Origin of the sequence: Agrobacterium genomosp. 2 str. CFBP 5494 (assembly GCF_900013495.1) — a bacterium.
Classification (GTDB): Bacteria; Pseudomonadota; Alphaproteobacteria; order Rhizobiales; family Rhizobiaceae; genus Agrobacterium; species Agrobacterium pusense.
The window spans coordinates 1,972,193-1,987,141 of record NZ_LT009718.1 but is presented as its reverse complement, the minus strand read 5'-3'; the positions used below and the strand labels follow the sequence as shown (position 1 = coordinate 1,987,141).

The window sequence follows — 14,949 nt, the reverse complement described above, 5'->3', positions numbered from 1 at the left end:
GCATGCCGCACGTCCGCACTCAGCTCAGGAACGCCGTGAAAACGAGGCTCTCGACCGTGCCTTCGATCAAGGGCGCGCACAACATGAGCCGCCACGGGCGCGACTTCCAGACCAGCAGCTTCCCGGTGGCCCTCGTTGCGGTAACGGAGGCTTCGTCGCCGAATCCGGGACATCCGGCTGTCGGCGAGCGCCCCGTCACCCGCCGTTATCGGGTCGATATCCAGATCGGTGTCCACGAAGACGAGGCAGATGCCGAGGACATCATCGATTCCGTCTGCTGTGACGTCGAGAAGGCTTTCGTAAAGCCGGACTTCGGCTTCGGCGGGGTCAACAAGTGGATCTACACCGGAACGACGGCGATCGATGGTCAGCCGACTTCCAGCGGAATGCTCCTCGTCGAGACCATGACCTACACCTGCGAGATCCAGACGCTGGATAGCGCGCCCGACATCAACCTATACGCCTAGCTCTTTGGGAGAACAAAATGGCAACATATCCAGTAAGACAGCTCACCAAGATGCAGAGGCTCATGGGTTGCATCAACCTCTTCCGGAGGCACGGCGACAAGTCGTGGCTCAAGTGGGGGCCGTCGGCGAGCGTCGACTTCGAGCCGAACATCACCACGCAGCCGGTCTACACCAACGAATTCGGCGACCGTCGCCTTCTGCGCAACATCACAACGCTGAAGGAAGGCACCGTCAACATCAATGAGCTGTCGGCCTTCACGGATCTGACGTATGCAGCCACCTTCGTCGCCGAGCAGAAGTATCTCGAGCAGGAGGCCGTCGCGAACGGCACCCTAATCATCGAGGACGCGGTCGTGCCGGGCATCTACCAGATTCCTGGAGTTAACGGTGCGGTGACGGGCATCTCCGACGGTGCCGACGTCGATTTCATCGAGAACACGCACTTCACGTTCCACTCCGCTACCAACCTCATCGAAGTCCTGTCGAAGCCTGTCGGTGCCGATGCGGATCTCGCCATCGCGTACACGCTGCCTGAGATCACCGCAGCCGATGGCATCCTGAACCTTGAAGTCATGTCGGCTTCCGGCACGCGCGGCGAATTCATGTGCATCGGCATGATCGCCGACAGCGACAACGGGGTTCCGATGACGCTGTATCTCCCCGACGTCGAATTCCGCCCGTCCGGAGCGATCTCTGCCGGAGACACCGAGAACGTGAACACCGTGGGTCTGACCGGATCCGTCTACACGACCGCGGACAAGGGCTACGGCACGCTCACCGGCCAGCGGAAGATCGTCAACGCCTGATCCATTCAGGGAGCCGGATCACTCCGGCTCCTCTCGCCATGCATGCATGCAAGGAGGAACGCATGTCCACTATCCCAGAACATCTCGACATTCTCTCGCCGGAAGATCTTCTGGCCGCGATCCAGCATCAGAAGGTCACCATCACGGTGCAGGGCAAGTCATTCCAAGTTCGTGCGCCTACGATCACTGAGATCTGTGAGATCTTCGGAAAATACCAGGATCTCCTTGAGCTTCTCGATCCCGCCCGTCGTGACGACACCGAGGCCGACAAGCAGGATGCTCTCATCTATCTCTTCCGTAGAGCGCCGCGTGCTGTCGCCGCCTTTTCCGCGTGCGCGCTGGATCGGCCTGGCAACGCCCAGTACGAGGAAGCGCTCCTGGGCAAGCCGGATGATTTCCGACTGGCTCTCTGGTTTGCGGCGGTTGAAACACTCCTGCGCGAGCACGGGACGCTCCAGAGTTTTTTTATGATGATCGCGGGCCAGCTCCAGGCGCTCGGGTTGACCCGCGTGTCAGCGCTGCTGCTGCCGATCTTGGAATCGATGTTGTCGACCCCAACGCCGGGTCAGCCGACAGCGGCAAGTCCAAAGTCTCGAAAGACCGCTGGACGCAAGGCGGCCTGAACCTCGACGGCGCGCTCGTTCAGATCGTCAAGCTAGCCGTCGAATTCGAATGCCGGACCGGCCGCTCTGCAGGAGACCTGACGCTCGGACAGCTTGCAGCGCGGACGGCGACGCTCCGGGAGATGGACAAGCTCAGGACGTTCGAGATGGCAAAGGCCGTCGCGGTGGCAATGAGCGGAGACGCCAAGGCATGGGATGCGCTGACGAAGTGAGATAGAGAATGGCGACGACACCTGAAATCAAAACCAGATTCACGATCGACGGCATGCGGCAGGCCGCGACGGGTCTGCGCGGTTTCGCGAGGACGGTGTCGCAAGTCCTGTCCTCTGCGGGTCGTGGTGGCGATCCTCTCAAGTCCACGAAGAAGGGTCTGTCGGGCGCGACGAAGGGCACCAAGGATCTATCCAAGGGACTGAAAAATGCCAAGAAGGACACGGACTCGCTCACGAAGTCCGTACTGAAACTCGGCGCGAAGGGTACGTGGGGCGGGGTCAAGATCGGCGCAGGTGGGGCCACTCTTGCAGTTGGCGGTCTCGCCACGAAGATGTCGTCCCTTTCAGCGGCGGCGATCAAGGCTGCCAAGGATTCGGCAACGAGCCTGAAGGCGATCTCGATCGATGCCCAGCGCATCGGCGGCAGCACGTCCGACGTCGCAGTCCTTGGCTACGCTGCCGACATCACAGGAACGGATCGCGACGAACTCGTTACACAGATCGCGACGATCTCGAACGAGTTTTTGACGCTCCGAGAAAACATTTCGAAGACGGCGAAGCAGTATTCAGACTTCTATCGCCTCACGGCAAGAGAGGCCGCGATCTATGCTCGGCTCGGCCAGAGGGAAGAACTGAATGGCCTGATTACCGGATTCTCGGCAGCCGACACGGAAGCGCGGAAAGCATCGATCGCCGACATCGAGAACCGTCTCTCCATCATCGATGGCGCGCTCAACTCTGCCGAGGCTTCGAAGAACGCCAATTACGGCGGGCCCGATCTTACTGAGGTATTCAATAATCCGGACACCATCGCGTCGTCTCGTCCGAACTATGGAAAGCGGCAGATGGTCGACCGTCAGGCAGCTCGGTTTGCGCTTGAAAAAGAGCGCATGGAGCTGCAGCAGGCGTATGACGAGTTCTGGAGCGGTCAGTCCACGCAGGCGCAAGCCCTTCACGAACTCGAGCAGTACGGGATCGACATCGAACGCGCGAGCCGCGGTGGGGTCGAGGGGTTGCTCGAGATTTCTGACGCGTTCCAGCACATTCAGGATCCTAGCCAGCGCGCTCGTGTCGCGATGAGGCTTTTTGGCGAGGATGCGGGCGTCAAATTGATCCCGCTTCTCAACGGTGGCAGGAAGGCGATCGACGAATACCGTCGGACGCTCGAGAACTCCGGTGCCATCGCAACTAAAGAAGATATCGCGGTCGCCGAGGAGTACACCCGCGCGATCCAGAATCTGAAGACCGCAACATCCGGTGTGCAGTTGACGATTGGTCGTGCACTCACTCCGGATCTCATCAAAGGAAGTCAGGAGCTGACCGCGTGGCTGATTTCGTCACGTCAAGAGATCGCAAAGGCTGCCGTCGAGGCTTTCAATGACACCCGGGTGTTCGCTGAGGACGCGGCCAGCCTGTTCTCCGGTAACACCGACGACATCAAAACGCCCTGGCTCGATTCCGTCGTACAGAAGACGCTCGCCCTGCGCGCGGTGTGGGCGGACGTCCGCAAACAGGTCGGTTTGCTGTGGGAAGGCAAGAATTCGGACTACGCATGGATCAACGCGATCCGGGACGGCCTCATCTCGATCAAGGATTTCGCGGTAGATGCCTGGAAGGTCGTCTCCGGAGGAGATGCCGTCGACTTCACCTGGCTGAACACCGCCAGAGACTACGTCGTATCCTTCGCGACACGTTTCCAGGATGCGTTCGGGATGCTGAAGGATCTCGTCGCGAGCCTCGGCGAATTCTTCAAGCCTGTCCTCGACTACCTCGGCAAGGACATCATGACCGTGGGTCTCTTCCTCGGTATGACGCGCATGATCGGGCTGTTCTCGGCGCTGACCGCAGGGGCCGGATTGCTCTTCAAAGCTCTCGGCGGCGTCTTCTCCTTGGCCGGAGCGGCAGTCGGGGCTGTTGGGGGACTCGCTGGTGGGGCTGTTGGGGCCGCCGGGGCGACCGCGGCGGGTCTCCGCGTTGCGCTTGCTGGTGTCGGTACCGCCCTCGGCGGACTCACTTCAGCGGCGCTCCTGCTCGGCACCACGCTCGCCGGAGCATTCCTGCTCGGTCAGCAGGCCGCGAAGCTGTTCATGGCCGACACGATGGCGGCTTACGACAAGGTCATCGAAGGACAGGCGGCGGTCATCCGGGCGAACGACGAGAAATACATGCGGGAATATCTGGGCCGCCGCGATGAAACGAGCCGAGACCGCAGAACTGCCTACTGGAAGAGTCAGGGCATCCTGCAGGGCGGCTGGCAAGGCAAGTCGGCAGCCGAGCGCAATCTCGAAAACGCACAGAACTCGGACATCCGGATCTGGGGTGCAGCTCGCTACTCCGGGCCGGATGCGGCTGCGCGGTACCGTGAGGAGCAGGAATTCCAGAGAGCCGAGCAGGAACGCCAGAACGCGCAGCCCTACTCGAAGAGAGTCGCCGTCGACCTGAATGTTGCAGGCCGTACGACTACGCTCGAGGGCGACGAGGTCGGCGTGATGCAGCTCACGCGTAGCCTCGAACAGGCAACGCGAGGGTACTGATGGCTGACTACCAAGGACACACGAAACTTCTCTGCCCGGCTCTAGGCATTGGCTGGCAGACCGCGCTCAATCTCAGCGTGGAGCTGTCTCCAATCGCCGAATCCGCCGCCATTGAACGAGACTGGAACGGCCGTGCGGTCAATTTGGCCGATCCAATGTTCCGCCTGTTCGCCATTCGAATCTCTAGCAGTGCCGACGACATGCGGCCACCCGCGCTCGCCAACCTGTGGCCCGGAGAGACATTCACCATCGTTCCTCCGGGCGAGATCTGCGTCGTCATCCCTGCAGGAAGCAGCACGGCTATCTTCCCGCGTAAAATTCATTCGGCAAGGGCGTTGACGCTGGGCTTCGATGACGTCGCACATGTGTTCGCTGGCAAAACTGTCACCCTGTCGTCACCCGCGACAGAAACGGTGCGCGTCTATGCCCGTCTTGAGCACGAGGTCATGGTCACTGAACCGTGGCGGCAGTCCTTCCAGGAAGCGGAGGCTGCCTATTCATGGCAGCTCGCGACTGAAGAAGTGGGAGGTCTGTTCGTATGAAGCGGCTCCAGTTCATCGAATCCTATGATGCTCCGTTCGCTCCGGTATCTGCCGACGGCGATGCCTTCGTCGTGCTTTCCGCTGTGGTCACCGAGCAGCGCGTCGGCCGGAAGGTCGAGCCATCCTTCCGCGTTGTCATCGCCAACCCAGGAGCCGCGGGGTGGATGCCGGCAGCCCTCCGTTATGCCGATCTCTGGGAACAGCGGGAAGAAGATCCGGATCCGGTTCTGATCGCGCGCGGACGTCTCGTGCCGCTGCCCACAGACATGGCCGAAGCCACCATCGAGCTTGCGTTCCGGTGCCTGCCTCCCGACAGCGACGACATCCTGACATCCGCCGCCGACGCACTGCGTATCGGCGAGGATTTCGACTACGATCCGGATGCGGATCCCGCTGACCGGCTCGATGCCGAATGTTACGACCCGCTATTCTTCAGTTCAGATGCCTCCGACGATCCCGAGAACGTCCTTGCAGCTCGTCCGGAGATCTGGAGATGGGATCGCGCGTCCCTTCAGCTCGGCCGCACGCACCTCGTCGACAGCGACGTCGTTCATGACATCGGCTATCAGTCGGTCGGCGCGGCTCCGTCGCTGTCCGTCACGAATCCCCCGAAGCCGATCAGCAAGCTGCGGATCATCGCGTCCTGGACACAGGCCGCCAAAGGCAGGCAGACGGTGTCGGAGCCGGATTCCGTCTCGACCTATACATACGATGACTTCATAGGTTCGTTCCCGCAGCCTGGTGCCGCGATCGGAGCCAACACTGGGTGGACGCTGGCCGAAGCTGAAATCGAGGATGTCCAGAACGACCTGTCTTCATGGATGACGATCAGTGGTGTCAAATTCGGGAACGCGTCGGGCGGTCAGGTCGAACTCAGGTCGAAGACCGTTCATTTCCGCCTCACGGCCGCGTATGACTATTCGCAACAACGGCAGGAAATCCTAGATATCGTGATGCCCTCCGGGCTCCAGGATCTGCCGGACGAAGACGACCAGAGCGAGCTGATCGAGTCTCCGATCCAGCTTGGGCCTCTCAACATAGACTCCTCAACGCGCGAGTGGATCTACGAAGACCCGGAGACGCTTGAGGTCATCCAGTACGTCGTCGGCGACGAGGTTCTGGCTGCCGGCAAGGCGTGGACGTGCGCCATCGACCACGAAGCCACTGAAGATTTCAGGGTAAGGGAATACGACGGCGGACCGGTCCTATGGCTTCAGCGAGAGAAGCGTGCTCCCATGCGCGACAGCCGGAACTCCCGGTTTCTCGATCTGCCACGCGGCATCCGGGCCGTTCGCCACGCCGTCCTGCGCCTTGATCGTGCTGTCATGGAACGTCGCCAGTGCGCTGAGACGACGTTCGAGGTTCCATGGATGCTCGGCAGAGGGATCACGACGGCGCACTCCTGCCGGATCGCGCATCCGAAGCTGCCGGGAGTCGAGGTCACCGGAAAGGTCACGGCGGTCGAACTCAACATCGAACGCGGCGGCAGGCGGTCGGCCAAGATCACCATCGTGAGCATACCAGGATCTGGTTCAATCGCTCCGATTCCTGGACCCGACCAACACCAGACTGGCGACATCGTCTACAGCACGAGCTATCGGCAGCCGCGCGTCCCGGTCAACGCCTTCGCTCTCGCATCGGTGCCGCCGCGTCACTATTTCTTCGAGAACACGGCTGCCGATCAGAGGCTGGCCGCCATGGGCTCGGACGACCCCGTCGGCACGATCGGATCGATGCCGACGAGGCTGAAAATCGCGATGCCTGCTCTCCGGGAGGAAGACCTCCTGACGAGGCGGATGTCGGTGACGTGCCTGCCGCCCGCGCTGCCGCGCCAGATCAACCTGAGGCCTGACTTAGGAGGAGAGTGAGATGTCGCAGAAGCTGATTATGGGGCTGTCGGGATTCGTGCAGAGGCGGATCCGCTCGGAAGTGGACGGGCGGCCGCGCACGGTGACGGTCGACGTGATGGCAAGGTGGGATGTCGATAACGAGACGGGGTTGATAATCGGAAGCGAGCAGCCTGTGGATGCGTCGTCGTGTCAGATCAACACGAAAATCGTGTTTGTGGCGCCTACCTCAGGCGATCCTGCAGATACCGATGCCACATCGCCTTGAGCCTCGTTTTGCCTAAGTCGACGAGCAGCATGTGATCCTCGATCGAATGCTCGACTTGGTAATCGACGTGGCCGAGTTCGTACAGCCGAAACATCAGGAAATGGCGCGGCATGCGGTCGGCGAGCTGACGCAGATCATCGTCCTGGACGGTGCCGCGATTAATCATCAGGCTCAGTTCCGGCGACACGCGGAGGATCGTCTGCCGATGCTTCTCGATGTAGTTGTCCTCTTTGTGCCATTCGTGCGTCGTTGCCCGGTATAGCGAGCCGCTGGGCGTCACCACGACAATCTCCAGGATACCGGGATAAATCCCGAGAAGCAGGATCTCGTCGACGCTGAGGCCGCTGTGGTTCGGTCGGTTTCGGATCGTCCGGATCTTCTCGCCGAGATCAAGCCTACCGACGATCTCCGGCGGGATGCCGCCGCCAAGGATGTTGTGTTCGGCACGTGCGAGCACCGTCAGGCCGTCGGCAGAGAGGTAGTAGTGGATCTGCTGGTCTTCGAGCGCACGGATCTCTCCGATGATGGCTTCCTCGATTGGCGTAAAGGCAGAAAATGTCATGTCCGACCTCGAATCTTGCAGGGCACCAGGATGCACTCATGTAGTTGACACCCAGTTGCACCGGAACCCCTTTCATGGCCGATAACAATATGCCGTCAGGCGAGATCCTTGAGTTGATCAAGGGGCAAGCACGCCTCGAGACCAAGCTCGATCAGTTTTTCTCGACGCAGGCGGCGATGAAAATCGAACTCGACAGCCTCAAGGCCGACATCGGCTCGGTAAAGTCCGACGTCGCGGAGATAAAAGCACAGCGGCGCGCCACAGCGGCCTATGTCGCCGCTCTTTCGACCGCTGCCGGCGTTTTCTGGATCTTCGTCGGCGAGAAAGTCAAAAAAATCTTCGGCGCATGAAGTGAGGCGGTGTCTGGTGCCGTCAACAAAGTGTCGATTCCTGATTGAAAAACAGTGCGTTGACAACTTGCGTCAGGTTCCGCCGACGCAAACCATCCTTGCAGACCGCCCAACAAAGAGGCGGCGATTGAAGGATGTAAAATGATCAGAAATTGCAGAATGGCCACCAACGGCCGCCCCCTCGAGGAAGATATCGATGCCGTCCTTGCTCTCAGCGCGCAGGGTAAACGGAACAGCGAGATCGCCGCCGCCCTCGGAGTTTCCAGACAGCGCGTTGAACGGGTCTGGATCCTCATCCGAGAAATCGAAGCCACAACACCCCCACCTCCCGCCGTCGAGCCAGTCGCTCCGACACCAGAACCCTCCGAAAAAGAAAAGAAGAAGCCGATCCGGATCTCGAAAGTGAACGAGGTGGACATGGATCTCCCCAAGGGGATCGTTCACCGCTTCATCCTGTCGTCCGCCCAGGACGATACTCCGGTCTTCGAGCCCTTCTGGCGCAACCTGCTCGCATACTCCGAGTATCTCGGAACCGACATCGGGCTCGGCGGCTACACCTATCAGCTCGGCCTCTACGAGGATCACGCGGTCGCCACCGCCGTCTACGCTCCCGAACTCCACCAGTACCTCAGCTTCGACCGCACCCACATCACGGACAGTCTCTTGTGGATCGGCGATGCCAATGTTCTCCCCACGACCGCGAACCCACTAAACGGATGGACGACGGCCAACAAGGGGCAGCACGTCATCGTGCCGCATGCCAGGGTCGCTCTCGAATCCATCCCGCGCATGCAGGGACAGCCTCCACGGATGGCGGTCTCCACCGGAACTGTCACCCAGCCCTCATACACACCGCGCGCCAGTGGCCGTAAGGCGCTTTTCCATCACACGTATGGCGCTCTCCTGGTCCAGATCGACACCGATGGCGAGATTTTTTTCAGGCACCTGCTCGCAGACAGCGACGGCAACTTTCAGGATTTGGACGTCAAGGTGACCGATGGCGTGGTCACGACAGGGCATCGGGTTGCAGCCGTAACCTGGGGCGATATCCATTTCGAGCAGCTCAATTCGACCGTCGCCCTGAGGTCATGGGGCTTCGATATGCAGTCCCGCGCGATCATCGCCAACGACAACATCCTCGATCGCCTGCGCCCCGAATATCAGTTCCTCCACGACACCCTCGATTTCCGTCGCCGGAATCATCACGGGATCAAGGATCCGCATCAGCGTGCTGCTGTCCGCGCCGTCGGATCCGAATGTGTTGAAGACGAAGTCAGGGATGCGGCAGCCTTCGCGAACGCCGTTCGTCGCGACTGGTGCCAGACCGTGATGGTCGAATCCAACCATGACGCCGCTCTCGCGAAATGGCTTAAGGATCCGGAGGGCGCACTGGACGCGCACAATGCCTGGTACTGGCACGATCTCAATGCGGACTGGCACCGCGCGATCCGCGACAACGTCGTCGACTTCAACATTGTCAGGCAGGGCATGCGCCGGGCGGGGCTTGCAGATGACATCCAGTTCGTCAGCTCCGGAGGCAGCTATGTCGTCGGCGACGTCGAATGCGGCCTTCACGGCGATCTCGGTGTCGGCGGTACGAGGGGATCCCCAAACCAGTACAGGCGCTTCGGGCCGAAGACGAGCAGCGGGCACACGCACACGCCGAAAATTGTCGAGGGGGTCTATGTGGCAGGGGTCAGCGCGAACTTGGATCAGGGCTACAATCGCGGGCCAACGACATGGGCGCATGCTCACATCGTTCAGTACGGAAACGGCAAGCGGGCGATGCTCATCCTGAGCGAGGATGGCAGGTATGAGCCTGCAGCAGAGGCTGTCGAGTTCAGGGCTGCTGCCTGACGATCCCGACATCGAACAAGGCGGCCACAGTGCCGCCTTTTCCTTTCCCGGTCCGCTGCCGGCGCTTCCTGTTCTCTTGATGTAATGTTAGAACATAACAAGAACATCCGGAGACGCTTATGGGGGCCACATACATTCCAACAGCATGGAAGTCGGCGACTGCACAGCAGATCGAAGACGCGCTGTCGTCGGCCGTCATCCGGCACATCGATCTTCGCGGCCTGACGGCCTCAGACATCTCCCGCCGATATCCGAGCATCCGTCTCGAACACCTCCAGAAACTCCGCCGCGGCGAAGCTCTCGGCTTCCGCATGCTCTCTTCCCTAGCTGAGGCGGTCGGCCTCCGAGTCAAAATCGAGGTCACCCCATGAAGAACACATACGCACGCGCCATGAAAGGCATCCACATCTCGGAAGGCGGCTACGTCAACCACCCGAAGGATCCGGGTGGAGCAACCAATTTCGGCATCACGCAGCGCGTCTACGATTCCTATCGCAAGGATCGCGGCCTGACAGCCCGGTCGGTAAAGCAGATCACGAGCGACGAAGTGGCCGCGATCTACAAGACCCAGTACGCCGACAAGATCCGCTACGACGAGCTGCCGGCCGGAATCGACTACGCGACCCTCGACGGGGCCGTGAACAGTGGTGTCTCACGCGGGGCGAAGTGGCTTCAGAGCGCACTGGGTGTCAGTTCCGACGGCAAGATCGGCAGCCAGACCATTGCGGCTGCCACGAAAGCCGACGCCATCCACACAGTGAAGTCCATGTGTGCGAAACGGATGTCCTTCCTTCGCGGCCTCTCGATCTTCAGCACCTTCGGAAAGGGATGGACTTCCCGGGTGGCGCGTGTCGAAGCCGAATCCGTGTCCATGGCGATGGAGGCTCGCGGCATCTCGAAGGCGTCTCTTCCCATCGCATTGTCCTCGGAATCGCGTCGAGCATCCGAGGACAGCGCTGTTACGAAGGGAGGCGCAACCGCCTCAGCAACCGGAGCCGCAGGTGGCGCAACCGGCACCACGGCAGCATCCGGCGGCGACTGGTCGAATCTTGCAGGGGTCGAGAGCATCCTTCTGATCGGAGCCACCGTCGGACTGATCGTGCTGGCTGTCTATCTGATCAACCGCAGCCGCGTTCAGAGAGAGCGCGCCGCTGCCTACGCCGCGGTCGCGGCAGGAGCCACAGCATGAACCCTGCAGTTCTCGGATTCGTCCGCCACGGCATTACCCTGGCATTCGGCATGTTTCTGGCGAAGACGAGCCTGTCGCCGTCCGATGTCGAGACCCTCGCGTCGGCCGCCATCATCCTGATCAACTGGGCCTGGTACGCGTACGACAAGCGCGCGGATCTTCCCCGGAGGAAGCGGAAGGCGGATCCATGCTGACCTGGCTGACCTCGTCGATCGGGAAGATCGTGGCCAAGTGGACGGCCTTCATCGGCATCGCGGTCGCCGTCTACTGGAAGATCTACGCCGACGGACAGGCTGCCGAGCGCGCCAAGCAAGTGGCCGAGAAGATGGATGCCGTGAAAGAGCGGGAAAGGATTCAGGATGCAGTTGCGAAGATGCCTGCTGATGCTGTGCGTGGCGAGCTGTCTCGCTGGGTGCGCCGCGACGGCTGACTGGTGCGCGTCGAACAGGCCGATCCGCCCGACGGCTGCCGATATCGAGACGATGTCGGAAGGAACCGCTCGACAGCTCCTTGAGCATAATCGGACGGGTGCAAGAGCGTGTGGCTGGAAGCCATGAAAAAAAGCCGGAAACTGATCCCGGCTTTTTCACTCGTTCGTCCGCGCTAGTCTCCGCGCCAGTTGTTTCTTCCGAAGGGGTCGTTCCAGTCCTCCCATCGAGCGTAGTCCGATTGTGGACGTCCGACCGCGTTGAGACTACTCGATGCGCGAATAAGCCATGTCGGCTTCTCGACTGCCCGCTCCTCGACCTCCGGATATGCACCCGGATTTTCAAGGATCCGCTGCTGCTCCTGTTCACGCGCAATCCGCTCTGCGATCTTCTCGCCAAAATGGTTCTTCCTCGGCTTCTCGATCACGCAAACAACTCCTTCTGTCCTGCATTCTCGCGCTGCTCGATCTCCTGAATCGACCCCTCCCGGTGGTAGTCCGGTGTCGGCCTCGGGATGGAGCCGATCCATCTCGTAGTTCTCAGCCGGTCCCGCTCATGATCCCACCGATGCCAGACCCAGCGCGGCGCCGAGGTCGATTTCGGCTGCTCCTTCATGACATCGTCGTACGCGGCTCGTTTGACCGCCGCTTTCGTGATGCGCTTGCTCATGCTGCCATCCTTTCCTGCTCGGCGACGAGTTCCTCGAGGGCCACGACAGCCGCCGGGCTAGGGCTGCCTGTGATGTGGATCAACTCTATATCCTCAATGCCCATCTCAGAAATCCTCCAGTTCGGCCATCGCACGGGCCGTTGCCGATTCCCATGGCTGAATATCCTCGCCGCGCTCGATGTCACCGACGGCAGCTTCGAGGCGCTCGACCTGCGATGTCGTCACCTGGATCTGCCACGGCCGATATTCTGTGCTGAACAACCACAAGCTATAGCGATCACAGTCCGCGATCTCGCAGAGCAGTGAGTTTGCATCTTCCTGATCGTCGAATGCCGTTCCGATCTGCCACGCGCCCCGCCTCCAACGACTGCGGAGAGCCGCCATCGCATCGAGAGGCGGCACCTCAGTCACACGCGGATCCGCACACCAAGTCACGCGTACGCTGCCGCCCATCTTGTCGGCGACCTCCCGCATGCGCAGAGGATGTGGATGCCTGTCGCGCACCAATCCGATGTCATCGTGGGCGGTGTAGATCGGCGTCAGATGAGCAGCATCGCCGCCGATTTCACAGCGATACGGCCACGCTGCTTCGCGCCAGTAAGCGTCGACGGCCAGATCCCGGATCCGGTCGAGGGTGGCTGCTGGTATCCGGCGATGTGCGGCTGTCGAGACACCGCGCGAGTACGCGACGAGGGTCGTCGGGGATAGGCTGAGAGCGGCGGCTGTCGCATCGCGGTCGATGCCGTGGTGCGCGAGCAGTGCCTCCGCATCGCGGAAAGCGGTGACGATCTCACTGTCGGTGAGGTGGTAGAGCGCAGTGTATGGCTGCTCCTCGACGTCGATTTGAAGTTCCATTTGATTTCTCCCGGAATTGTTCGTGTCCCCTGCGGCGAACGTGGTCATCTGTGTGAGTTGGCTGCCGCGACCTCCGAGCGGAGGTTTCGGGGGCTGCCAGGCCCCCATCATCAGGCGGCTCTACCCATACTGGTCCCCATCCTTGCCTCCCGTTTGGCGTACATGATCAAAGCCGCTTCGAAGGCCGCATCGCTCATCGGCATTGTCTGCTCCACCATGCCGTCAACGACCTTCTCGAAATGGGTCTTGCGATACACCAGGCGTGCGTCACGCCCCTTCTCGATCCTGACCATGCAGACTGCGCCATCTTCGATGGATCCATTCTCTATGATTTCCTTCAGAATCTGGGGGTTGTAGTGGTAGCCTTTTGCCGACTGGAGTTCTGCTTCAGCTTTTTTGACGAGGTCAGTGGCGTTCATCTCGATGCTCCTTGTATCGGCGGCCCGATGCCGTGTGCCGATGACTAATGCTGTATCGTCGGCGCGATGCAGGCAATAGCCGAAATCAAAATAATTCATTGTCAACAATTACTTAGGTTAACGACGCCTGATTTCACGGCCAGAAGTACACACATTTGTCCGTGAGTTTTTCGCCGGCGAGTTCGGCCGTTTGTTGTTTTCGGCCGCCGGCGGGATCCTGGTCTCATCAGACAAGGAGGTGTCTCATGGAAACGAAGAAGAAATCCTGGATCACGTTGCTGAATCCGTTCAACTGGCTGTTCGCTCTCTTCGAGCCGATCCTGCGGTTTCTCGGCCTGATGCCGCCGCCGCGCACGGACGGTTTCGAGAACCTGCAGAAAGCCGACGTCGACGAGGCAGCAGAGGATGCCAAGCGAACTGAGGAGGCCATCGATGCGATCATGAAGGAGATGTCGCCCGCCGAGGTCGTGAAAGCCTACGCGACTGCTTCTCCCGAGGATCGCGCCACGATGGATCTGTCGGCTCTCGATGCGGGAGGTCAGGACTGGCTCCAGAGCCTCAGCGCGGACGACCTGACGCTCTTGTCGATGTCTACGACGGGCGGATGCGCACGGAGCCTGGAAGCTAGAGCCGTGAAGCCGATCTACCCGCGGCCGGCAGCCGAAACAGAAAAGGCCGAGATCCTGAAGATCCCGACCTTGGAAGACGTCGAAGAAGAGAAGCGGGCGTTCGTCGCCGCGCGGTATCGTGAGCTATTCCATGCTCCGGGCATTGCCAACACGAATCCGCGATACGTGCCCAGCGGCACCGTCCACTGAAACTGACACCCAGTCGCTCTTGATCTTGAAGCCGCCCGATGTAACCGCCGGGCGGTTTTCGATTTCGAAGAGCCGGATAGCGTCCCACAGCTCCGGGATTTCGTTCAGGATGCCGCCCCAACGGATCGCCATCGCTTCGTCGGAGAGATCGGTACGGAAGTCCATCAGGCGGCTCCACGGTCACGGTTGCGCTCGATGTGCGCCTGACGCTGTGCGAGAGCGACCCGGAGACGACGGACCTCGGCTTCCAAGCTCGCGACATGGCGGACGGCGCGCATGGCAACGCGACCCAGCTCGTCAGCGCGGCCGCGCGCCTCAGCCAGCTCGCATGCATAGCGATAGGCCGCCCGGCGCTCTTTGCGCTCTTCGGCGGCCTGCTTGCCAGCGGCGTGCGCGTCGGCGAGCGTGGTAACGATGGCTGTGGTAAGGAGGCCGAGTTCCAGGCCTGCGCGGCCAGCCGGATTGCGAGAGTCGAAAATCGTCATGCCCATACTCGATACCTC

General features: G+C 60.9%; 20 protein-coding genes. 14 read left to right on the top strand and 6 right to left on the bottom strand.

Annotated features, from left to right (window positions below; all coding sequences use genetic code 11):
- The first annotated feature begins 2 nt into the window (after positions 1–2).
- The 7 genes from AGR2A_RS09795 to AGR2A_RS28950 all read left to right on the top strand — a co-directional run bounded on the left by AGR2A_RS09795 (position 3) and on the right by AGR2A_RS28950 (position 7,299).
- Positions 3–467 carry a hypothetical protein gene (locus AGR2A_RS09795; protein ID WP_080822724.1) on the top strand — a complete coding sequence of 155 codons (465 nt, stop codon included), beginning with the start codon at positions 3–5 and terminating at the stop codon, positions 465–467.
- 17 nt (positions 468–484) lie between these two features.
- On the top strand, positions 485–1,273 hold the full coding sequence (locus AGR2A_RS09790) for a hypothetical protein (protein ID WP_080822722.1): 789 nt from the start codon (positions 485–487) through the stop codon (positions 1,271–1,273).
- A 62-nt stretch (positions 1,274–1,335) separates the two neighbouring features.
- Positions 1,336–1,896, top strand: a complete 561-nt coding sequence (locus AGR2A_RS09785) for a hypothetical protein (protein ID WP_080822720.1) — start codon at positions 1,336–1,338, stop codon at positions 1,894–1,896.
- Positions 1,897–2,116: 220 nt separating this feature from the next.
- Positions 2,117–4,642, top strand: coding sequence for a hypothetical protein (locus AGR2A_RS09780; protein WP_080822717.1), 2,526 nt, complete (start codon positions 2,117–2,119; stop codon positions 4,640–4,642).
- Entirely contained in the window at positions 4,642–5,184 is a 543-nt protein-coding gene (locus AGR2A_RS09775; protein ID WP_080822714.1) for a hypothetical protein, read from the top strand. The genes AGR2A_RS09780 and AGR2A_RS09775 overlap by 1 nt, the downstream gene beginning before the upstream one ends.
- A complete protein-coding gene (locus AGR2A_RS09770) occupies positions 5,181–7,052 on the top strand; it encodes a hypothetical protein (RefSeq protein WP_080822712.1) in 1,872 nt (623 codons plus the stop codon). The genes AGR2A_RS09775 and AGR2A_RS09770 overlap by 4 nt, the downstream gene beginning before the upstream one ends.
- Before the next feature lies 1 nt (position 7,053).
- Complete coding sequence (locus tag AGR2A_RS28950) at positions 7,054–7,299, top strand: hypothetical protein (protein WP_139786358.1); 246 nt, start codon at positions 7,054–7,056, stop codon at positions 7,297–7,299.
- Here AGR2A_RS28950 and AGR2A_RS09765 read toward each other — a convergent pair.
- Positions 7,256–7,861, bottom strand: a complete 606-nt coding sequence (locus tag AGR2A_RS09765; RefSeq protein ID WP_080822708.1) for a hypothetical protein — start codon at positions 7,859–7,861, stop codon at positions 7,256–7,258. The two genes, AGR2A_RS28950 and AGR2A_RS09765, sit on opposite strands and share 44 nt — an antisense overlap.
- A gap of 74 nt (positions 7,862–7,935) precedes the next feature.
- Between AGR2A_RS09765 and AGR2A_RS09760 the strand changes: the two genes are divergently transcribed.
- The 6 genes from AGR2A_RS09760 to AGR2A_RS09735 all read left to right on the top strand — a co-directional run bounded on the left by AGR2A_RS09760 (position 7,936) and on the right by AGR2A_RS09735 (position 11,687).
- On the top strand, positions 7,936–8,211 hold the full coding sequence (locus AGR2A_RS09760; RefSeq protein WP_080822706.1) for a hypothetical protein: 276 nt from the start codon (positions 7,936–7,938) through the stop codon (positions 8,209–8,211).
- Positions 8,212–8,370: 159 nt separating this feature from the next.
- On the top strand, positions 8,371–10,068 hold the full coding sequence (locus AGR2A_RS09755; protein WP_080822704.1) for a hypothetical protein: 1,698 nt from the start codon (positions 8,371–8,373) through the stop codon (positions 10,066–10,068).
- 119 nt (positions 10,069–10,187) lie between these two features.
- Positions 10,188–10,439, top strand: a complete 252-nt coding sequence (locus tag AGR2A_RS09750) for a hypothetical protein (protein WP_080822702.1) — start codon at positions 10,188–10,190, stop codon at positions 10,437–10,439.
- Positions 10,436–11,257: a glycoside hydrolase family 108 protein gene (locus AGR2A_RS09745; RefSeq protein ID WP_080822700.1), complete on the top strand. Its 822-nt coding sequence runs from the start codon at positions 10,436–10,438 to the stop codon at positions 11,255–11,257. Before AGR2A_RS09750 ends, AGR2A_RS09745 begins: the two co-directional genes overlap by 4 nt.
- A complete protein-coding gene (locus AGR2A_RS09740) occupies positions 11,254–11,451 on the top strand; it encodes a Pam3-gp28 family putative phage holin (protein ID WP_080822699.1) in 198 nt (65 codons plus the stop codon). Before AGR2A_RS09745 ends, AGR2A_RS09740 begins: the two co-directional genes overlap by 4 nt.
- Complete coding sequence (locus AGR2A_RS09735; RefSeq protein ID WP_080822697.1) at positions 11,445–11,687, top strand: hypothetical protein; 243 nt, start codon at positions 11,445–11,447, stop codon at positions 11,685–11,687. The genes AGR2A_RS09740 and AGR2A_RS09735 overlap by 7 nt, the downstream gene beginning before the upstream one ends.
- Positions 11,688–11,860: 173 nt before the next feature.
- Here AGR2A_RS09735 and AGR2A_RS09730 read toward each other — a convergent pair whose 3' ends face one another.
- The 4 genes from AGR2A_RS09730 to AGR2A_RS09715 all read right to left on the bottom strand — a co-directional run bounded on the left by AGR2A_RS09730 (position 11,861) and on the right by AGR2A_RS09715 (position 13,727).
- A complete protein-coding gene (locus tag AGR2A_RS09730) occupies positions 11,861–12,112 on the bottom strand; it encodes a hypothetical protein (protein WP_080822696.1) in 252 nt (83 codons plus the stop codon).
- Complete coding sequence (locus tag AGR2A_RS09725) at positions 12,109–12,354, bottom strand: hypothetical protein (RefSeq protein WP_080822688.1); 246 nt, start codon at positions 12,352–12,354, stop codon at positions 12,109–12,111. The genes AGR2A_RS09730 and AGR2A_RS09725 overlap by 4 nt, the downstream gene beginning before the upstream one ends.
- Before the next feature lie 105 nt (positions 12,355–12,459).
- Entirely contained in the window at positions 12,460–13,209 is a 750-nt protein-coding gene (locus AGR2A_RS09720; protein WP_080822687.1) for a hypothetical protein, read from the bottom strand.
- A 110-nt stretch (positions 13,210–13,319) separates the two neighbouring features.
- Complete coding sequence (locus AGR2A_RS09715; protein WP_080822685.1) at positions 13,320–13,727, bottom strand: hypothetical protein; 408 nt, start codon at positions 13,725–13,727, stop codon at positions 13,320–13,322.
- A 146-nt stretch (positions 13,728–13,873) separates the two neighbouring features.
- Here AGR2A_RS09715 and AGR2A_RS09710 point away from each other — a divergent pair, with 146 nt between their 5' ends.
- Entirely contained in the window at positions 13,874–14,446 is a 573-nt protein-coding gene (locus AGR2A_RS09710) for a hypothetical protein (protein WP_080822683.1), read from the top strand.
- Between the two features lie 164 nt (positions 14,447–14,610).
- Here the strand turns inward: AGR2A_RS09710 and AGR2A_RS09705 are convergent, their stop codons facing one another.
- Entirely contained in the window at positions 14,611–14,937 is a 327-nt protein-coding gene (locus AGR2A_RS09705) for a hypothetical protein (RefSeq protein WP_080822682.1), read from the bottom strand.
- Between the last annotated feature and the right edge of the window lie 12 nt (positions 14,938–14,949).